Consider the following 18,896-nt stretch of genomic DNA (forward strand, 5'->3'; position numbering starts at 1 on the left):
TCCATGGTGATCACTCCTCGAACCCCACTGCACAAAAAAACAGCAGGGTAGGTGAAACACCTGGTTCAGTTTTTGGTCGGCAGACTCCGTTAGGAGTGGTTCACTTTTCCGTCGGCGACAACAGCCACGCTGCTGCAGGCCCTGACGTCGAAGGCCGAGGTTCTGGGCAACGTGCTGGCCAAGGTCGACGGCTACGGCGCCGACGCTCAGCGACTGGATCAGTGCTTCCGACTGGCGCGGGAGGTCCGCGACTTGACGACCGAGCTGGCGCTGATGCACCGGGCGGGCGCCGCCCCGGAGGTGCAGTGATGGCCTACCACCGCACTCTTGGCGGCGAGCCCACCCTCTGGACCGGCTCCGACTCGGTATCGCCACGCGGATGGGAACTGCACGCGCTGCGCAACCGGCGAGGTGTGCACACATGCGAGCTGCAGGCGCCCCGACGGCAGCATGGTGTCCGAGCCCCTCGCCGATTGCGCCGCCCGGGGCGTCACGCGCCAGTGGGTGAACCCTGCGGCGGAGATCGAGCACATGGTGACGCTAAGCGCCTTCCTCGCGGCCTGGACCGCACCCATCATGAGCGCGCTGGGGGAGGCGACGGCGGCGCTCGCGTCCTGGCTGAAGGATGCAGGCTGACCGCGCCACACCCTATCCGCTTGCAGCCGCCTTCGGGCGGCTTTTTTGCGCGTGCGCCACCTCAGACGGATTGAAACCTGGACTGCGGCGTGTGCTTCCAGGGGAGCCGGAACACGCCGCCCGCTGACAGGTTGGCGTGCTGGAGGAGGTGCGGCCACCAAAGGGTGAGGCGTGCTGCCTTCGCCCAGTACAGCTGCGACGACCACTGGGGGTCCAACACGTAGACCGTGTGCCCAGCCCTCCTGATGGCTTCCCTCTCGGCACGTTGATCCTTCTTGAACTTGTCGATGGAGATCACGTACCAGGGGCCATCCGCAGCGAGCGCGGAGAGCCAGACCAGGTCCTTCTCGTTGCGCGGAAATCGGTCGCTGAGGTGGATGACTCGACGCACCTGCGGTTCGGACTTCGACAGGGCAGCCAGCCCGTGAGCGAGCTGCGGCGGTAGGTTGTTGTCGAAGAAGAAGTTCAAGCGGCGAGCCGCTGCTCGAAGGTTACTGCTGCGCTGACCATTGCCGGCGTGACGTCGTACAGGCGCGCGACCCGCCCCTTGTCCTCACCCTCAGCCTTCCATGCATCGAAGATTGCGTCGGTCGGTATCCCTGCCTCCGACAGCATGGGGGCACCGAACTGGATCTCCGGGTCCAGGACGATAGCTTTGCTTCGTTTCACCGGGTACCACCGCTTCGCCTCGCCGTCGTCGTACTCGATGCCTGCATACAGGGAGGGCCGGATGACTTCGGAGAAGACGAACTGCCGTCCCACCACGTCGATCAGCTTCTGCGTGCCGGTCGCCTGTTCCACCGCCTGCAGGAAGATCCGCTTGCCGTCCGTGAGGAACTGGCGGTTGCTCAATGGGTAGCTCTGGCCGAAGTGCCTCTCAGCCGCTTCGATGGTGGCGCGAATGACCTTCAGGTGCACACCATGCCGGACGAACTCCGCCACCAGCCTGAGCTCCAGCAGGTCCCGGAAGCCGATCACCATTCCGCCCGGTAGCTGCTCCCTTTCGAACTGCGTGTGCCACAGGGGCCCAGAGCGAGACCGCCCGTCCTTGTACTTCCACGAGTAGCCGCGCAGCCACCTCCGAACATAGCGTGACGACTCCCCTACCAAGCGAGCGGCCTGATTCAGCGGGTAGATGCCGGTGCCAATGAGTTGGTGCATGTTCCGGGCGAGTGTACTGAAGGCCCGCCGCGCGGGGGCGCAGAGTTGCGCGCCGCGGAATGGTTCTGGCAACCGTCTGGCAAGGGACTGAGGGAACTCGGCGGGCGCTACATATTTCAGAGCACTGGAGCCACCGCCCGCGCGGCATCGCTGGTAGGCCGTGTTGGACTTGAACCAACGACCAAGGGATTATGAGTCCCCTGCTCTAACCAACTGAGCTAACGGCCCGCCAAGGGCGATTGTAGGTGGCGCGCTTGCGGCTGCGCCTGCACGATGGTGGGAAGCTCCGCATGCACATACGAACTCCAGGGACAAAAGCGCCCGACCGTCCCCAGCCAGTACCCCAGGTCCGCCTCGACCATGCTCGGGCGACCATCGCACAGCTCGATGGTGACTTCGGCCAGTTCGAGCTGCACCAAGTGCCAGCGCCAGCCGGGGTTGGCACTGGCATCGCCGGCGCGGATGGCACCGGTGGCGAACAGCCGGCGGGCGGAGACGGGCAGACGCAGTTGCGCCCTGGCCGCGGCGATGACATCGGGCGAGGCCGTCGAGGCCCGGAATTCCTCGGCGGCCGGCAAGCCATGCAGGCGAAAGACGAAGGTGACCGCCTGCGGCTGGGCACCGTCGCTGTCACTGCCTCCGCCGCACGCGGCCAGCACGCAAGCCGCAGCGACTGCCAGGACGGAGGCTCGAAGCGTCACCGAACAACCCCCGTGCCGCCTACGGCTTGTGGCTCAGCGCATTGCCCACCAGCTTCGACGTGATGTCCACGATCTGGATCATCTTGTCGTAGGCCATCCGCGTCGGCCCGATCACGCCCAGCGTGCCCACCACCTGGCCGTCGACTTCGTAGGGCGCGCTGACCAGCGACAGTTCCTCGAACGGCACGCTGTGGCTTTCGCCGCCGATGAAGATGCGCACGCCCTCGGCCTGGCTGGAGACGTCGAGCAGGCGCATCAGCTGGGTCTTCTGCTCGAACAGCTGGAAGGCGCGGCGCAGGTGCGTCATGTCGCTGGAAAAATCGCTCACGGCCAGCAGGTTGCGCTCGCCGGAGATCACCATCGCCTCCTGGTCCTGCGTCAGCGCGTCGGAGCTGGCGTCCACCGCCGTCTGCATCAGCACCACGATCTCACCGCGCAGCTCGTCCACCTCGCTCTTGAGCCGCGCGCGCACCTGCTCCATCGTCAGGCCGGCGTAGTGGGCGTTGAGAAAATTGGCCGCCTCGGCCAGCTGCGACTGCGTGTAGTCGATCGCCGTGTGCACCACGCGGTTCTGCACGTCGCCCTCGGGGCTGACGATGATCACCAGGAAGCGGCGCTCCGACAGCCGCAGGAACTCGATGTGGCGAAACACCGAGCTGCGCCGCGGCGCCACCACCACACCGACGAACTGCGACAGCGTCGACAGCATCTGCGCCGCGTTGGCGATCACCTTCTGCGGCTGGTCGGCCGGCAGCGAGGGGGTGGCGAAGTCGGTGCGGTTGGCCGTGAGCATGGTGTCCACGAACAACCGGTAGCCCCGGGCGGTGGGGATGCGGCCGGCCGAGGTGTGCGGGCTGGCCACCAGCCCCAGCTCCTCCAGGTCCGACATCACGTTGCGGATGGTGGCGGGCGACAGCTCCAGCCCCGAGGCGCGCGACAAGGTGCGCGAACCCACGGGCTGCCCCTCGGCGATATAGCGCTCGATCAGGGCTTTGAGCAACAGCTTGGCGCGGTCGTCGAGCTTCATGGAGGATGAGGGGGACTGCCCTGCAATTTTAGTGATGTAATTTGGCGATGAAATCCATCTTCGGGCACGTCGCTCTGATCGGCAAGTACCACGCGGCGCTTGCCCCGGCGATGGCCGACTCCACCCGCGCGGTGCTCGAAGAGATCGCCAACTTCCTGGCCTCCCAGGGCTGCCGGGTGGCGGTGGAACAGGACACTGCTGCCAATGCCGGCCTCTCGGGGTTCCCGTCCCTGGACGTGGCCGCCATCGGCAGCCAGTGCGACCTGGGCCTGGTGGTAGGTGGTGACGGTACCATGCTGGGCATCGGCCGACAGCTGGCCTGCCACGGCGTGCCCCTGATCGGCATCAACCAGGGCCGGCTGGGCTTCATCACCGACATTCCCCTGGACCAGTTCCGCAACGTGCTGCCGCCCATGCTGGCCGGCGAGTACGTGCAGGACGAGCGCACCCTGATGCACGCGCACGTGGTGCGCGACGGCCAGTGCGTGTTCGATGCCCTGGCCATGAACGACGTGGTGGTCAACCGCGGCGCCACCTCGGGCATGGTCGAACTGCGGGTGGAGGTCGACGGCCATTTCGTCTCCAACCAGCGCGCCGACGGCCTGATCGTGGCCACGCCGACCGGCTCCACCGCCTACGCCCTGTCCGCCGGCGGCCCGATGCTGCACCCCTCCAACCCGGGCTGGGTGCTGGTGCCGATCGCCCCGCACACCCTGTCGAACCGGCCGCTGGTGCTGCCCGATGCGGTGGAGATCGTGATCGAGCTGGTCTCCGGCCGCGGCGCCAGCGCCAACTTCGACATGCAGTCGCTCGCCTCGCTGCTCCACGGGGATCGCATCACGGTGCGCCGTTCGCAGCACAAGGTACGATTCCTGCACCCCAAGGGGTGGTCCTACTTCGACACATTGCGCAGGAAGCTGCACTGGAACGAGGGTAGCTAGCCAATGAGCCTGAAACGCATCGCACTGCGTGATTTCGTCATCGTCCGCGAGCTCGAGCTCGAGCTGGTCGACGGCTTCACCGTGCTCACCGGCGAGACCGGCGCCGGCAAGTCGATCCTGGTCGACGCGCTGCAGCTGGCGCTGGGCTCCCGCGCGGAGGCCACGGTGGTGCGCGAAGGCGCGGTCCGGGCCGAGATCAGCGTCGAGTTCGACCTGCCGCCAGGCTTGGCGCCGTGGCTGCGGGAGGCCGGCTTCGACGCCGCCGAAGGCCTGCTGCTGCTGCGCCGCAGCATCGATGCCCAGGGCAAGAGCCGCGCCTGGATCAACGGCAGCGCCGCCACCGCCACCCAGCTGCGCGAGATCGGCGAACAACTGGTCGACATCCACGGCCAGCACGCCTGGCAGAGCCTGACGCGCCCCGCCGCGGTGCGCGCGCTGCTGGACGGCTATGCCGGCCTGGACACCGGCAAGCTGCAACAGCTGTGGCAGCGCTGGCGCAGCGCCGGCAAGACGCTGGCCGAAGCGCGCAGCGCGCAGGATTCGCTGCAGCGCGAGCGCGAACGGCTGGCCTGGCAGATCGGCGAGGTCGACAAGCTGGCGCCCGGCGCCCACGAATGGGAAGGGCTGAACGCCAGCCACACCCGCCTGTCGCATGCCCAGGCCCTCATGGACGCCGCACAGGGCGCCCAGGCCTTGCTGGACGGCGACGAGGGCGGCTCGCGCCAGAGCCTGTCACAAGCGCTGGAGATGCTGCGTGCGCAGCAACACCTGGAGCCGCAGTTCGCCGACATCAGCGAGGTTCTGGCCTCCAGCCTGGCGCAGCTGGAAGACGCCACCCACTCCCTGCACGGCTACCTGCGCAAGACCGACCTCGATCCGCGCCGGCTGGCCGAGCTGGACGAGCGGATGGGGTCCTGGTTGTCGATGGCGCGCCGCTACAAGCGCACCCCGGCCGACCTGCCGGCGCTGCTGGCCTCCTGGAAGGAAGAACTGGCCCGGCTCGATGCCGCCGCCGACCTCGCCGCGCTGGAAGCCGCCGAGAAAAAGGAGGCCGAGGCGTTCCTGGCCGAAGCCCGCAGCCTGTCCAAGGCCCGCGCCAAGGCCGCGCCGCAGCTGTCCAAGGCCGTCACCCAGGCGATGCAGGGCCTGGGCATGCAAGGCGGCCGCTTCGAGGTGGCGCTGGAAAAGCTGGACAGCCCGAGCGCCTTCGGGCTGGAGGAAGCCAGCTTCCTGGTGGCCGGCCACGCTGGCAGCACGCCGCGCCCGGTGGGCAAGGTGGCCTCCGGCGGCGAGCTGTCGCGCATCGCGCTGGCGATTGCCGTGACCACCAGCCGCATCGGCGAGGCGCAGACGCTGATCTTCGACGAGGTCGATTCCGGCGTCGGCGGCGCGGTGGCCGAGACGGTCGGGCGCCTGATGAAGCAGCTGGGGCGCGACCGCCAGGTGATGGCCGTCACCCACCTGCCGCAAGTGGCTGCCTGCGCCGACCACCACCTGGTGGTTGCCAAGCAGGCCCAGGCCGGCGGCGTCGCCAGCAGCGTGACTGCAGTCGAAGGCGAAAAGCGGGTGGCCGAGGTGGCGCGCATGCTGGGCGGCGAGCGCCTGTCGGGCACGACGCTGGCGCACGCCAAGGAAATGCTGGGCGATGCGGCCGCCGCCGCTGGGAGCTGAGGCTTGTCCATCGAACTCGTCCTCATCACCGGCATGTCCGGCTCCGGCAAGTCGATCGCGCTGCGGGCGCTGGAAGACACCGGTTATTTCTGCGTCGACAACCTGCCGCCGGAGCTGCTGCTGTCGTTCGTCGCGCTGGAGCGCAAGCATGCCGGCCGCCGCGTGGCCATCGCCATGGACGTGCGCAGCGCCGAGGCGCTGCCGCAGTTGCCGACCCAGCTGCGCGAGCTGACCCAGCGCGACGTGGCGGTGCGTCCGCTGTTCCTGGACGCCACCACCGAGACGCTGGTGCGCCGTTTTTCCGAGACGCGCCGCCGCCACCCGCTGTCCGCCGCCGACAACAGCGCCGACCAGCACCGCGTGCTGGTCGAGGCGATCGAGCTGGAGCGCGAGCTGCTGGCCGACCTGCGCGAGCACGCGCACGTGATCGACACCAGCGTGCTGCGCGCCGCGCAGCTGCAGGCCTACGTGAAGTCGCTGCTGTCGACACCGCATGCGCAGCTGACGCTGGTGTTCGAGTCGTTCGCCTTCAAGCGCGGCATCCCGGTCGATGCCGACTACATCTTCGACGTGCGGATGCTGCCGAATCCGCACTACGTGGCCGAACTGCGCGACCTGACGGGGCAGGACGAACCGGTGGCCGCCTACCTGCGCGAACACACGGAAGTCGAGGAGATGTTCCAGCACATCGCCGGTTTCCTGGACCACTGGCTGGAGCCGCTGGCGCGCAACCACCGCAGCTACGTGACGGTGGCGATCGGCTGCACCGGCGGCCAGCACCGCTCGGTCTACCTGGTGGAGCAGCTGGCCGAAGAGTTCGGCGAGCGCTGGACGACGCTCAAGCGCCATCGCGAGCTGGGCCGGGTCTAGGAGTTCTCCAGCAGCCGCCGCACCGGCGCCGGCAGCCCCAGCCGCGGCCACTCGCCCGGGCCGAACCAGCCGCCTTCCATGCCGCCCCACTGCGCCGGCAACTGCGCCGCCACCGGGTGCAGGTGCAGGTCCTTGTGCGTCAGCACGTGCACGAAAGGCGGTGCGTCGCGCAGCGGCGCCGCCGCCGGCAGTGCCTGCTCCAGCGCCTGGCGGCTGGCGAACACCGGCAGGCAATAGAGGCCGCCCCACACGCCGGGCGCCGGGCGCTTTTGCAGCCAGACCAGCCCGTCGCCAGCCTGCGCATGCAGCAGCCAGAGCGACTGCGCGCTGCGCCTGAGTTTGCGGGTCTTGACCGGATACGCCTCGGGCCGGCCTTGGCGGGCGGCCTCGCAGATTTCCACCACCGGGCATAGCAGGCACATCGGGTTGCGCGGCAGGCAGACGGTGGCGCCGATGTCCATCACGCCTTGCGTGTAGCGCGGCATGGCTTCGTGAAGCTGGCGCGTCGGCAGCAGTTCGCGCGCCATGTCCCACAAGGCGCGCTCGTTGGCGGCCGACGACAGGTCTTCGCCGTAGGCCAGCACCCGCCCCAGCACGCGCTTGACGTTGCCGTCCAGGATGGCCGCGCGCTCGCCGAAACAGAAGGAGGAAATCGCCGCCGCAGTCGAAGGGCCGATGCCGGGCAGCGCCTGCAGCTCCAGCGCCGTGCGCGGGAAGGCGCCGGCGTGGCGCTCGACCACCGCCTGCGCGCAGGCATGCAGGTTGCGCGCGCGGCTGTAGTAGCCCAGGCCGCTCCACAAGCCCAGCACCTCGTCCAGCGGTGCGGCGGCCAGCGCGGCGACATCGCCAAAGCGGTCCAGGAAAGGCTGGTAGTGGCCCAACACCACGGCCACCTGGGTCTGCTGCAACATGATTTCGGACAGCCAGACGCGGTAAGGATCGCGCGTGTCCTGCCACGGCAAGGCATTGCGGCCGTGGCTGCGCTGCCAGGCGACGACGCGGCCGGCAAAACCGGCCGGAAGCTGCGTCATGCGGTCCTGAGCGCCTGCTGCTGCGTTGGCGCGCGCGCCGCGGCTGGCGTGTCGGTCAGGTGCGCCGTCAGCTCGCCGAGCTTGGCGTCGAGCATGTCGAGCGCGTTTTCCTGCGCTTCGATTTCGTGGATGCGGTCGTCCAGGCCGCTGGCGGCTTGCTGGATGCGCTCGATGGCTTCCAGCCGGCGGCCAAAGTTGCGGCGCCGCTCGCGCAACTGGGCATCGAGCTGGGCGGCGGCGGACTTGTTCCACAGCTCCACCTCACCCAGCGCCGACTCGTAGATCACGCGCAGCCGCGTGGCCAGCGCCCGCACCAGCCGGTCGGCGAACTCGGGTTGCGCCAGGCGCAGCGCGTTGCTCACGCCCAGGTACTGGTTGTGGCTGCGCTCGACCAGGTCGAGGTCGCGCGCGTAGCGGGCCAGGTCGGGCTCGCGCGGCGCCTGCAGCGAAAAGCCGTACTCGGCGTTCAGCTGGCGGAAGGTGCCGGTGAGCATCGACTGGATTTCGGCGCTGGTTTTGGACGCGCGGCTGACGCCGTCGCGCAGCCGGTCGAACGTCAGCTTGTAGGCCTTGCGCACGCCCAGCTTGATGCCGGGCTGGCGCAGCGCGGCGGTCAGTTCCGCCATCTCGGTCTTGAGCGTCGCCGTGCCCAGCAGGTGGAACACGTCGCGCAGCAGTTTCAGGTGAACCGAGCGCACCGCGTGGATCTTGGCGCCGCTGGCGTCGAAGTCGGCCTGCTCCTGCTCGATGCGCGCGCGCATGTGCCTGATGACGGAGGTGTTCTTGCCGCGCAGGCCCTTCAACTCCACCATCTGCTCGGCCAGGTCGCGGCGGCGGATGCCCAGCACACGCGTGGTCTCCGACCGCAGCTCCCCGATGTTGCCGGTGACGGCCGCGCGCAGGATCTTTTGGCGCTGGCCCATGACGCCGTTCGCCAGCGCCTGCTCCAGCTGCGGCAGCCGGCTGGCCTTGAGCAGTTCGGGGTCGTTGTTGACCTTGGCGATCAGGCCCTTCTGGCCCGACACCGGGATCACCTGGTCGCGGTGCAGGCCGAGGATCTCGGCGGTGGTGGCCTGCTGGCGGTCGATCTGCGCCTGCACCTGGGCCGGCGTGTTCAGCGAGTCCCACATGGTGTCGATCTTGTTCAACACCACCAGCCGCGAATCGGCATCGGCATCCTCGGCGATCAGGTGCTCGCGCCAGATCGCCAGGTCGGACTTGGTCACGCCGGTGTCGGCCGCCAGGATGAAGACGACCGCATGCGCCTGCGGGATCAGGTTGACCGTCAGCTCGGGCTCGGCGCCGATCGCGTTCAGGCCGGGCGTGTCGAGGATCACCAGCCCCTGCTTGAGCAGCGGGTGGGCGATGTTGATCAGGGCATGGCGCCACCTGGGCACTTCGACGCTGCCGTCGGCCGCCATCATCGGGTTGTCTTCGGGCGCTTCGTCGTGCCAAAAGCCCAGCGCCCGCGCCTCGTCAATGCTGACGCGACGAATCTCGGCCACCTTCTCGAAGGCCTGGGCCAGCTGCGCCGGATCGTTCACGTCCAGGTCGATGCGCAGCCATTTTTCGGGCACCGCGCGCCATTCCATCAGCGGCTGCGGCTGCAGGCGCGTCTCGATCGGCAGCAGGCGCAGGCAGGGCGGCACTTCGGCGTCGTAGCCCAGCTCGGGCGGGCACATCGTGGTGGGCCCGGCGGAGGCCGGCATGATGCGGCGCTTGTAGCCGGCAAAGAAGATCGCGTTGATCAGTTCCGACTTGCCGCGCGAGAACTCGGCGACGAAGGCCACCATGACCTTGTCCGAGCGCATCTGGCCTTCCAGGCGGCGCAGGCGCTCCTCGACGGCGCTATCGAGCAGGTCGTGGTCCTTCAACCATTCGGACAGCAGCTTCAGGCGCAGCGCGAATTCGCGCCGCCACGCGCCGTGCTGGTCGAACTGTTCGTTGAAGGATGTTGCCACTTGGTGTCGAAGGTAGTTTTGACTATAGCATTCAGCCAATTTTGGCTCAGTGTTTCTGGCAGTGCGGGCAGAAATACGTGGCGCGCTGGCCCTGCCGGATCACCCGGATCGGCGTTGCGCAAATGCGGCAAGGCTGGCCCGCGCGGTCGTACACCATGGCCTCCAGCTGGAAGTAGCCGCCCTCGCCGTAGGCGTTGGAAAAATCGCGCAAGGTGCTGCCGCCCTTGGCCACCGCCCGCGCCAGCACGTCGCGCACCGCCGCATGCAGGCGGGCCGCCCGGGGCCGGCTGATGCGCGCGGCTGGCAAGGTCGGCCGGATCCCGGCCAGGAACAGCGCCTCCGATGCATAGATGTTGCCGACGCCGACGACGACGTCGCCGGCCAGCAACACCTGCTTGATCGGCGCCTTGCGCCGCTGCAGGGCTGCGTGCAAGGCCACCGCGTCAAAGCGATCCTCCAGCGGCTCCACCCCCAGGCGCCCCAGCAGCTTGACGGCTGCCGGCGCCGACTCGTCGGCGCTGTACACCACCGCCCCGAAGCGGCGCGGATCGTTCAGGCGCAGCACGCCATGGCTGGTGACCAAGTCGAAGTGGTCGTGCAGGGCCGCCTGGGGCAGGCCCATGTCAAAGCGCAGGCTGCCCGACATGCCCAGGTGCAGCAGCAGCACGCCCTGGTCCAGGTCGACCAGCAGGTATTTTCCGCGGCGCCGCACCCCCCGCACCAGCCGGCCGACCAGCGCGGCCGGCTCGATCCCCAGCGGCCAGCGCAATGGCTTGCCCATATGGACCGCCTGCACTTTCGCGCCGACGATGCGGTCGGCGAAACTCAGGCGCGTGACTTCGACTTCGGGCAGTTCAGGCATGGGGAAGTTTATGATGGCTCGATGATGCGATTGAACCCCGCGGCCGCACTGGCGCTGCTTCTCTGGTGCGCCCCGGGCGTGCCGGCCCTGGCCCAAGGGACGGCGCCCGCCACCGACACCGCGCAGGCCAGCGCGATGGACGCGGAACTGTTCTACCAGCTGCTGCTGGGAGAGCTCAACGTGCGCGGCAACGAGCCGGCCGTGGGCTTCGCGCTGGTGCTGGACGCCGCTCGCAAGGTCAACGACCCCGCCTTGTACCAGCGTGCCATCGAACTGGCGTTCCAGGCCCGCGCCGGCGACTCCGCCCTGCAGGCCGCGCGCGCCTGGAAGCAGGCCTGGCCGCAGTCGCGCGAAGCCAACCGCTTCGTGCTGCAGATCCTGGTGGCGCTCAACCGCGTGCCGGACAGCAGCGACGCGCTGCGCCAGGACATCGCGCTGGCGCCGGCGCAGGAACGCGGCTCCGCCATCGCCATGGTCCCGCGCGTCTATGCCCGGGTCAGCGACAAGAAGCAGGCCGCCGCCGTGGTCGAACAGGCCTTGGCGGACTACCTGAAGGATCCGGCCACCGCGCCCGTCACCTGGACGTCGATCGGCCGGCTGCGGCTGGCCGGGGGCGACCCCGCCGGCGCCCTGGAGGCGGCTCGCCGCGGCCAGGCCGCCAATCCCCGCGCCGAGGGGCCGGTGCTGCTGGCGCTGGAGCTGATGGAGACCAAGACGCCGCAGGCCGAAGCCCTGGTGCGCCAGTACCTGCAAGACCAGCCGTTGCCGGAGCTGCGCATGGGCTACGCCCGCGCGCTGCTCGATGCGAGGCGCCATGCGGAAGCATTGGCCCAGTTGAAGCTGATCACCGGCCAGCAGCCGCAGTTCGCCGAAGCCTGGCTGGTGCAAGGCTCGCTGCTGGCGCAGGACGACCAGTTGCCGGCCGCCGAAGACTCCTTGAAGCGCTACGTGGAACTGGCGCAGGGCCAGCCGGCCGGCGAAGAGCGCAGCCGGGGCCTGGCCCAGGCCTACCTGGGGCTGGCCCAGATCGCCGAGAAGCGCAAGGACTTCCCCGCCGCCGCCGCCTGGCTGGACCGCATCGAGAACTCGCAGGACCTGATGGCGGCGCAGAGCCGCCGCGCCTCGATCCTGGCGCGCCAGGGGCGGCTGGACGATGCCCGCCAGCTGATCCGAGCGGTACCCGAGCGCAATCCGGCCGAAGCCCGCATGAAACTGATGTCGGAGATCAACCTGCTGCGCGAGCACAAGCAGTACCGCCCGGCCTACGAGCTGCTGGCGCAGGCATCGGCCAAGGATCCGGGCGAAACCGACCTGCTGTACGAACAGGCCATGATGGCCGAGAAGCTGGGCGAGCTGGCCGAGATGGAGCGCCTGCTGCGCCGGATCATCGCCGCCAAGCCGGACTACCACCATGCGTACAACGCGCTGGGCTACTCGCTGGCCGAGCGCAACCTGCGGTTGCCCGAAGCCAGGCAGTTGATCCAGAAGGCGCTGGAGCTGGCGCCGGGCGACCCGTTCATCAGCGACAGCCTGGCCTGGGTGGAATTCCGCATGGGCAACAAGGCCGAGGCGCTGCGCATCCTGCAGGCCGCCTACAAGGACCGGCCGGACCCGGAAATCGCCGCCCACCTGGGCGAGGTGCTCTGGAGCATGGGCCAGGTCGACCAGGCGCAAAGCATCTGGCGCGAAGGCCTGCTGCAAAACGGCGACAACGAGACGCTGCTGGAGACGCTCAAGCGCCTGAAGGTCAAGCCATGAGCGCCGCCTGGCCACCAGCAGGTGCTCGCCGGCTCCGCTTGCGCAGGGGGCAGGAGCGGGCCGTCAGGCGGACCCTCCCGGGGGAGGACGGCGCATGACGGCGAGCCGTCGGCTGGCCGCGCGGCTGCTGGGCGGCTGCCTGCTGGCGGCGGTGCTGGCCGGCTGCGCCACCCCGCAACGCGCGCCCGCCCAGCCTGGCGTGCAGGTCTACACGGGCAGGCTGGCGCTGGCGGTCAGCGCCAATCCGCCGCAAGCCTTTTCCGCCGGCTTCGAACTCAAGGGCGCGCCCGAGGCGGGCGAGCTCACGCTCTACTCGCCGCTGGGCGGCACGCTCGCGGTGCTGGGCTGGACGCCAGGCTCGGCCAGCCTGAAGTCGGGCCACGAAGTGCGGCAGTTCGCCTCTCTCGACGCGCTGGCCAGCGAGGTGACCGGCACCGAGCTGCCGGTGGCGGCGCTGTTCGACTGGCTGGGCGGCAAGGCCACGGCCGTGGCCGGCTGGCAGGCCGACGTCAGCGAAGTGGCCAACGGGCGCCTGCGGGCCCAGCGCACCACGCCCGCGCCGGCGGCCGACCTGCGCATCGCCTTCGACAACAAGTAAGCCGCAACTGCGATGCGCGCCCTGTACGACGTGCCGGCGCCGGCCAAGCTGAACCTGTTCCTGCACATCACGGGGCGCCGGCCCGACGGCTACCACCTGCTGCAGTCGGTCTTCATGCTGGTCGACTGGCACGACACCCTGCATTTCGAACTGCGCCCCGGTGGCGGGCTGAGCCGCGAGGACCTCGGCCCGCCGCTGCCGGCCGACGACCTGGTGCTGCGCGCGGCCCGCGCCTTGCAACAGGCCACGGGCAGCACGGCCGGCGCCCACATCCAGCTGGAAAAACGGGTGCCGGCGCAAGCGGGCATGGGCGGCGGCTCGTCGGACGCAGCCAGCTGCCTGCTGGCGCTGAACCGCTTGTGGCGCGCCGGGCTGACATTGCAGCAGCTGGAACGCATCGGCCTGGCGCTGGGCGCCGACGTGCCGTTCTTCCTGCGCGGGCGCAATGCGTGGGTCGAGGGGATCGGCGAAATCATCACGCCGATCGCCCTGCCCAAGGCGCGTTTCGCGGTTGTCAAACCGGCCCGCGGACTGGCCACCTCGGACATCTTCCGCAGCCCGGCACTGAAACGGGAAAAAGACAGTGCTACAATCTCTGGCTTTGCTGCTAACCCCTTTGGATTCGGGTGCAACGACCTGGAACCGGTGGCCTGCCAGCTTTGTCCCGATGTGGGCGAGGCGCTGGATTGGCTGGGTTCGCAAGGCTTGCGGGCACGGATGACGGGCTCGGGTAGCGCGGTTTTCGCGCTGCTGCCGCCGGGGGCAACCCTGGCGCCGTCGTCAAGTCCCGCGAACTGCGAAGTTCGGGAATGCAGCAATATGGAGGTTCATCCCTTGGTGGGATGGGCACCCAGCGACGATTCGGTTGTCGGTTGATTTTCAGCCGGCGACCCGTGTAGGGGAGTCGCCAAGTTGGTCAAGGCACCGGATTTTGATTCCGGCATGCGAGGGTTCGAGTCCTTCCTCCCCTGCCAAAGAACGTTGACGTTGCGGCACAGTCAGGCGATGAGCGCCGTGGCCACAGCGCACTAAGCTGAAACACTCGCTGGTTCCGTCATGCAGGCAGTCCCCACTCCCGATTTCATGGTTTTCACCGGCAATGCCAACCCGGCATTGGCGGAAGAGATCGCCGGCCACCTGGGCATCTCGCTGGGCGCCGCTTCGGTGAGCCGTTTTTCCGACGGTGAAGTCACCGTCGAGATCAACACCAACGTGCGCGCCCGTGACGTGTTCGTGGTGCAGTCCACCTGCGCCCCGACCAACGAGAACCTGATGGAACTGCTGATCATGGTCGACGCGCTCAAACGCGCCTCGGCCGAGCGGATCAGCGCCGTCATCCCGTACTTCGGCTATGCCCGCCAGGACCGCCGCCCGCGCTCGTCGCGGGTGCCGATCTCGGCCAAGGTGGTGGCCAACCTGCTGGAGACGGTGGGCGTGGCCCGCGTGCTGACAATGGATTTGCACGCCGACCAGATCCAGGGCTTCTTCGACATCCCGGTGGACAACATCTACGCCTCGCCAGTGCTGCTGGGCGACCTGCGCCAGAAGAACTACGACGACCTGATCGTGGTTTCGCCCGACGTCGGCGGCGTGGTGCGGGCACGGGCGCTGGCCAAGCAGCTGGGCACCGACCTGGCCATCATCGACAAGCGTCGCCCCAAGGCGAACGTGAGCGAAGTGATGCACGTCATCGGCGAGATCGACGGCCGCAACTGCGTGATCATGGACGACATGATCGACACCGCGGGCACGCTGGTGAAGGCGGCCGAGGTGCTCAAGGAGCGCGGCGCCAAGAATGTGTACGCGTACTGCACGCACCCGATCTTTTCCGGCCCGGCCATCGAGCGCATCGCCCAGGGCAGCGCGCTGGACGAAGTGGTGATCACCAACACCATCCCGCTGTCGGACGCCGCGCGCGGCTGCGCCAAGATTCGCCAGCTGACCGTCGCGCCGCTGATCGCCGAGACGATCCAGCGCATCGCCAAGGGCGAGTCGGTCATGAGTCTGTTCTCCGACCAGGTCAACCTGTTTTAGCCGCACTTCCAAATCGCTGCGCGATGTGAAAGTGGCTGATCAGTGGGTCCAGGACCGGCAAAGCCGGATCCTGAACGCAAGAGAGACTGCGCCGCGCGATGCGCACCGCAGTCTTCGAAGGAGGCCAAGCCACCTTCATAGCCGCTCCGCAAGGAGCATTTGTGAAATGGAATCGCACTGGTCGCGGTGGATTCCCGTATGGAGAAGTTTATGAAATTCGTCGCTTATGAGCGCGCCAAGCAGGGTACGGGTGCGAGCCGCCGTCTCCGCAACGTCGGCAAGACGCCCGGCATCGTCTACGGTGGCGAAGGCCAGCCGCTTGTGATCGAGCTCGATCACAACGCGCTGTTCCACGCGCTGAAAAAGGAAGCCTTCCATTCGTCCATCCTCGAGATGGACCTGGGCGGCACCGTCAGCAAGGTGCTGCTGCGTGACGTGCAGTACCACCCGTATCGCCAGGAAGTCCAGCACGTCGACTTCCAGCGCGTGGACGCCAACACCCGCCTGCACATGAAGGTGCCGCTGCACTACAAGGGCGCGGAAGAGTCGCCGGCCGTCAAGGTCGACCACTGCATGGTCAACCCGGTCATCAACGAGCTGGACGTGTCCTGCCTGCCGACCGACCTGCCCGAGTTCATCGAGATCGACCTGTCCGGCCTGAAGAAGGGCGGCAGCCTGCACCTGAACGACGTCAAGCTGCCCAAGGGCGTGAAGGCCCTGACGCACGGCAAGCAGAACCCGGTGCTTGTTTCGGTGGTGCTGTCGGCTGCCGAGGAATCGGCCGAGACCGCCGCCGATGGCGCAGCTGCTCCCGCGGCCGATGCCAAGCCGGCCGCCAAGGGTGGCAAGCCCGCCGCCAAGGCAGCCCCTGCTGCCAAGACGCCAGCCGCCAAGACGCCAGCCGCCAAGGCTCCCGCCGGCAAGAAGTAAGCAACGCGTCGGTCCCGCGCAGGCGGGGACGACGAAATGGAAGGCCCGCAACTGCGGGCCTTTTTTCTTTATGCTGTGATTGCCTCCTGGCCTGCGCCAGTGAATAGTTCCATTCCTCCTTCCACCACCTCGCGACCATGATCAAGCTGTTTGTTGGCCTGGGCAATCCCGGCGCCGAATACGAAGCCACGCGGCACAACGCGGGCTTCTGGTGGGTGGACGAACTGGCGCGCGAGCTGAAGGTGAACCTGGCCTACGACCGCGGCTACCACGGCCAGGTGGCAAGGGCCAGCGTGCACGGGCAGGTGGTCTGGCTGCTCAAGCCGCAGACCTTCATGAACCTGTCGGGCAAGTCGGTGGTGGCGCTGGCGCGGTTCTACAAGATCGCGCCCCAGGAGATGCTGGTGGTGCACGACGAACTCGACGTGGTGCCGGGCCAGGCCAAGCTCAAGTTCGGTGGCAGCCACGCCGGCCACAATGGCCTGCGTGACATCCACGCGCAGCTGGGCACCGGCGACTACTGGCGGCTGCGGCTGGGCATCGGCCACCCGGGCGTGAAGTCGGAAGTGATCGACTGGGTGCTGAAAAAGCCGCTGGCCGAACAGCGCGGCGCGATCGAGGAGTGCATCGACCGCACGCTCAAGGCAGTGCCGGCGCTGCTGGCCGGCGAGACGGAGAAGGCGACGCTGATCGTCCACACCCACAAGGCGCCGCGGCCAAAGCCGCCGCGGCCGCAAGAAGACTGACCGGGCCGTTCGCGCAGGCGCCGCCTGCAGCCGGCCCCCAGGAGGCTGGCCATGCGCAACATCATCATCGCGTCGCTGCTGGCGGCGGCCTGCAGCGCGGCATCCGCACAGCCGCAGCTCTGGCGCTGCGGCGCAAGCTACGGCCAGGTGCCTTGCGAGGGCGGCGCCGCAGTCCGCCCACCGCCGCCGGTGAGCGCCGCGCAATCGGCGCAGGCCCGCTCGGTCGGCAAGGCCGACGCCAGGCTGGCGGATGCGATGGAAAAGGCGCGGTTGCAGCAGGAGCGGCAGGCGCCCAAGGCGGTGATCCCGGCGGCGAAGCCGGCGTCCGCCGCGGCGAGCAAGCCAATGAAGAAGGCGGCGCCGGCAAACGGAAAACCGCAGCTGCTCACGGCGGTGGCACCGGGGGCGAAAGACGGCAAGAAGTAGCGCGCCGGTGCGTGGATTGCGGCTCAAGGCCGCATTCCACGGATTTCGTCATCCCGGCCTCGAGCCGGGATCCACGACGACCGGCACCGCCGCCGGTTGCGTTTCGGACATCAGCCGCCGGTACTTGTGCCACAGCGACTGCTGGCTTTCGATGCGCGCCGGGTCCACCGGGATGCACGCGACCGGGCAGACCTGCACGCACTGCGGTTCATCGTGGTGCCCCACGCATTCGGTGCACTTGTTCGGGTCGATCTCGTAGATCTCGGGGCCCAGGAAGATCGCCTCGTTCGGACACTCCGGCTCGCACACATCGCAGTTGATGCATTCATCGGTGATCATCAATGCCATGCGAGCTGCCCTCCCTGCGCTGCACCGCCACGACGAAAGTTCGCATGGCCCGGTTCTGGCATTATCCCCGCCTTCATGAGCCTGTTCTTCTTCAAGCGGCTGATCACCCTCATCGCGACGCTGATAGGCACCTCCATCGTGGTGTTCCTGGTGCTCGAGATCCTGCCCGGCAACGCGGCCCAGATGCTGATGGGGCCCGACGCTTCGCCCGACGCGGTGCAGGAGCTGGCGCGCAAGCTCGGCATCGACCGGCCGCCAGTGGAGCGTTACTGGAACTGGGTCACCGGCCTGCTCACCGGCGACCTCGGCCTGAGCTATGCCTACAGCACGCCCGTCGGCGAGCTGATGCTGGAGCGCCTGTCGCTGACGGTGCCGCTGGCATTGATGGCGATGGCCCTGACCGCCGTGCTGGCGCTGGTGGCCGGGATCTACGCCGCCGCCCGCCACAACAAGCTCGGTGACGTCGGCATCATGGGGCTGACGCAGGTCGGCATCGCGATCCCGAACTTCTGGTTCGCCATCCTGCTGATCTTGCTGTTTTCGGTGCACCTGGGCTGGTTTTCCGCCGGCGGTTTTCCCGGCTGGCAGGACGGCATCCTCGAAGGCCTGAAGGCCTTGCTGCTGCCGGCGCTGTCGCTGGCGGTGGTGCAGTCGGCCATCCTGGCGCGCATCACCCGCTCCGCTGTGCTGGAGGTGCTGCGCGAAGACTTCGTGCGCACCGCCCGCGCCAAGGGCGTGTCGCAGCGCGCGGCGCTGTGGGGCCACGTGCTGCGCAACGCGATGATCCCGGTGGTCACCATCATGGGCCTGCAGTTCGCCGAGCTGCTGGCCGGCACCATCGTGGTGGAAAGCGTGTTCTATCTGCCGGGCCTGGGCCGGCTGATCTTCCAGTCGATCTCCAACCGCGACCTGATCGTGGTGCGCAATTGCGTGATGCTGCTGGCGGCCATGGTCGTGATCGTCAACTTCGCCGTCGACCTGCTCTACGCCAGCATCGACCCGCGCGTGAAGGCCAGCGACATATGAGCGCCCAAGGATGAGCGCAGACATCGCGAGCCTCGTGGCCGCGCCGCCCGCCCGCGGGCCGGGGTTCTGGCAGCGCGCCATGCGCCACCGCAGCTTCGTGCTCGGGGCCGTGCTGACGTTGCTGCTCGTGCTGGCCGCGGCGCTTTCGCTGGTGTGGACGCCGCATTCG

At 68.4% G+C, this 18,896-nt stretch carries 21 protein-coding genes, 2 tRNA genes and 1 pseudogene; 15 read left to right on the plus strand and 9 right to left on the minus strand.

What is annotated here, in order from left to right; genetic code table 11:
- Nucleotides 1–171: 171 nt before the first annotated feature.
- Both JWP65_RS19720 and JWP65_RS19725 read left to right on the plus strand, forming a co-directional pair.
- Nucleotides 172–309: a hypothetical protein gene (locus JWP65_RS19720; protein WP_299766849.1), complete on the plus strand. Its 138-nt coding sequence runs from the start codon at nucleotides 172–174 to the stop codon at nucleotides 307–309.
- A gap of 141 nt (nucleotides 310–450) precedes the next feature.
- A complete protein-coding gene (locus tag JWP65_RS19725; protein WP_299766851.1) occupies nucleotides 451–636 on the plus strand; it encodes a hypothetical protein in 186 nt (61 codons plus the stop codon).
- Between the two features lie 61 nt (nucleotides 637–697).
- Here the strand turns inward: JWP65_RS19725 and JWP65_RS19730 are convergent, their stop codons facing one another.
- From JWP65_RS19730 to hrcA, 5 genes are all read right to left on the minus strand, one after another.
- Nucleotides 698–1,105, minus strand: coding sequence for a hypothetical protein (locus tag JWP65_RS19730; protein ID WP_299766853.1), 408 nt, complete (start codon nucleotides 1,103–1,105; stop codon nucleotides 698–700).
- A complete protein-coding gene (locus JWP65_RS19735) occupies nucleotides 1,102–1,797 on the minus strand; it encodes a DUF433 domain-containing protein (RefSeq protein WP_299766855.1) in 696 nt (231 codons plus the stop codon). The genes JWP65_RS19730 and JWP65_RS19735 overlap by 4 nt, the downstream gene beginning before the upstream one ends.
- A gap of 151 nt (nucleotides 1,798–1,948) precedes the next feature.
- Nucleotides 1,949–2,025: transfer RNA gene (locus tag JWP65_RS19740), tRNA-Ile, on the minus strand.
- Nucleotides 2,016–2,456 (minus strand): hypothetical protein, encoded by a 441-nt coding sequence (locus JWP65_RS19745; RefSeq protein WP_299766857.1) that lies wholly within the window; start codon nucleotides 2,454–2,456, stop codon nucleotides 2,016–2,018. The genes JWP65_RS19740 and JWP65_RS19745 overlap by 10 nt, the downstream gene beginning before the upstream one ends.
- 61 nt (nucleotides 2,457–2,517) lie before the next feature.
- Entirely contained in the window at nucleotides 2,518–3,525 is a 1,008-nt protein-coding gene (hrcA, locus tag JWP65_RS19750; RefSeq protein ID WP_299766859.1) for a heat-inducible transcriptional repressor HrcA, read from the minus strand.
- Between the two features lie 47 nt (nucleotides 3,526–3,572).
- Here hrcA and JWP65_RS19755 point away from each other — a divergent pair, with 47 nt between their 5' ends.
- The 3 genes from JWP65_RS19755 to rapZ are packed head-to-tail and all read left to right on the plus strand — an operon-like array spanning nucleotide 3,573 to nucleotide 7,007.
- Nucleotides 3,573–4,466: an NAD kinase gene (locus JWP65_RS19755; protein WP_299766861.1), complete on the plus strand. Its 894-nt coding sequence runs from the start codon at nucleotides 3,573–3,575 to the stop codon at nucleotides 4,464–4,466.
- Nucleotides 4,467–4,469: 3 nt separating this feature from the next.
- Complete coding sequence (gene recN, locus JWP65_RS19760; RefSeq protein ID WP_299766863.1) at nucleotides 4,470–6,137, plus strand: DNA repair protein RecN; 1,668 nt, start codon at nucleotides 4,470–4,472, stop codon at nucleotides 6,135–6,137.
- Between the two features lie 3 nt (nucleotides 6,138–6,140).
- On the plus strand, nucleotides 6,141–7,007 hold the full coding sequence (gene rapZ, locus JWP65_RS19765; RefSeq protein ID WP_299766865.1) for an RNase adapter RapZ: 867 nt from the start codon (nucleotides 6,141–6,143) through the stop codon (nucleotides 7,005–7,007).
- On the opposite strand, the gene mutY is transcribed toward rapZ, so the two are convergent.
- The 3 genes from mutY to mutM are packed head-to-tail and all read right to left on the minus strand — an operon-like array spanning nucleotide 7,004 to nucleotide 10,861.
- Complete coding sequence (mutY, locus tag JWP65_RS19770; protein ID WP_299766867.1) at nucleotides 7,004–8,038, minus strand: A/G-specific adenine glycosylase; 1,035 nt, start codon at nucleotides 8,036–8,038, stop codon at nucleotides 7,004–7,006. The genes rapZ and mutY overlap by 4 nt on opposite strands.
- On the minus strand, nucleotides 8,035–9,999 hold the full coding sequence (locus tag JWP65_RS19775) for a dynamin family protein (RefSeq protein WP_299766869.1): 1,965 nt from the start codon (nucleotides 9,997–9,999) through the stop codon (nucleotides 8,035–8,037). Before JWP65_RS19775 ends, mutY begins: the two co-directional genes overlap by 4 nt.
- 46 nt (nucleotides 10,000–10,045) lie before the next feature.
- Nucleotides 10,046–10,861, minus strand: a complete 816-nt coding sequence (gene mutM, locus JWP65_RS19780; protein ID WP_299766871.1) for a bifunctional DNA-formamidopyrimidine glycosylase/DNA-(apurinic or apyrimidinic site) lyase — start codon at nucleotides 10,859–10,861, stop codon at nucleotides 10,046–10,048.
- A gap of 21 nt (nucleotides 10,862–10,882) precedes the next feature.
- Between mutM and JWP65_RS19785 the strand changes: the two genes are divergently transcribed.
- The 8 genes from JWP65_RS19785 (at nucleotide 10,883) to JWP65_RS19820 (ending at nucleotide 17,353) form a co-directional block, all read left to right on the plus strand.
- Entirely contained in the window at nucleotides 10,883–12,619 is a 1,737-nt protein-coding gene (locus tag JWP65_RS19785) for a tetratricopeptide repeat protein (protein ID WP_299766873.1), read from the plus strand.
- A gap of 94 nt (nucleotides 12,620–12,713) precedes the next feature.
- Nucleotides 12,714–13,217, plus strand: a complete 504-nt coding sequence (locus JWP65_RS19790; protein WP_299766875.1) for a lipoprotein insertase outer membrane protein LolB — start codon at nucleotides 12,714–12,716, stop codon at nucleotides 13,215–13,217.
- 12 nt (nucleotides 13,218–13,229) lie between these two features.
- The gene (ispE, locus tag JWP65_RS19795) at nucleotides 13,230–14,093 is read left to right on the plus strand and encodes a 4-(cytidine 5'-diphospho)-2-C-methyl-D-erythritol kinase (protein WP_299766877.1); all 864 of its coding nucleotides are present in this window, start codon (nucleotides 13,230–13,232) and stop codon (nucleotides 14,091–14,093) included.
- A 21-nt stretch (nucleotides 14,094–14,114) separates the two neighbouring features.
- Nucleotides 14,115–14,191, plus strand: a tRNA-Gln gene (locus JWP65_RS19800).
- An 82-nt stretch (nucleotides 14,192–14,273) separates the two neighbouring features.
- Nucleotides 14,274–15,251 (plus strand): ribose-phosphate pyrophosphokinase, encoded by a 978-nt coding sequence (locus JWP65_RS19805; RefSeq protein WP_299766879.1) that lies wholly within the window; start codon nucleotides 14,274–14,276, stop codon nucleotides 15,249–15,251.
- Nucleotides 15,252–15,461: 210 nt separating this feature from the next.
- Nucleotides 15,462–16,181, plus strand: a complete 720-nt coding sequence (locus JWP65_RS19810) for a 50S ribosomal protein L25/general stress protein Ctc (protein WP_299766881.1) — start codon at nucleotides 15,462–15,464, stop codon at nucleotides 16,179–16,181.
- A 137-nt stretch (nucleotides 16,182–16,318) separates the two neighbouring features.
- On the plus strand, nucleotides 16,319–16,927 hold the full coding sequence (gene pth, locus JWP65_RS19815) for an aminoacyl-tRNA hydrolase (RefSeq protein WP_299766884.1): 609 nt from the start codon (nucleotides 16,319–16,321) through the stop codon (nucleotides 16,925–16,927).
- 51 nt (nucleotides 16,928–16,978) lie between these two features.
- A complete protein-coding gene (locus JWP65_RS19820; RefSeq protein ID WP_299766885.1) occupies nucleotides 16,979–17,353 on the plus strand; it encodes a hypothetical protein in 375 nt (124 codons plus the stop codon).
- 48 nt (nucleotides 17,354–17,401) lie between these two features.
- On the opposite strand, the gene JWP65_RS19825 is transcribed toward JWP65_RS19820, so the two are convergent.
- Entirely contained in the window at nucleotides 17,402–17,701 is a 300-nt protein-coding gene (locus JWP65_RS19825; RefSeq protein ID WP_299766887.1) for a YfhL family 4Fe-4S dicluster ferredoxin, read from the minus strand.
- A 75-nt stretch (nucleotides 17,702–17,776) separates the two neighbouring features.
- On the opposite strand from JWP65_RS19825, the gene JWP65_RS19830 reads away from it, so the two are divergent.
- On the plus strand, nucleotides 17,777–18,727 hold the full coding sequence (locus JWP65_RS19830) for an ABC transporter permease (protein ID WP_299766889.1): 951 nt from the start codon (nucleotides 17,777–17,779) through the stop codon (nucleotides 18,725–18,727).
- Between the two features lie 10 nt (nucleotides 18,728–18,737).
- Nucleotides 18,738–18,896 (plus strand): annotated as a pseudogene (locus JWP65_RS19835) (ABC transporter permease); the annotation flags it as partial.

This window comes from Ramlibacter sp. (genome assembly GCF_028292805.1).
Lineage (GTDB): Bacteria > Pseudomonadota > Gammaproteobacteria > Burkholderiales > Burkholderiaceae_C > Ramlibacter.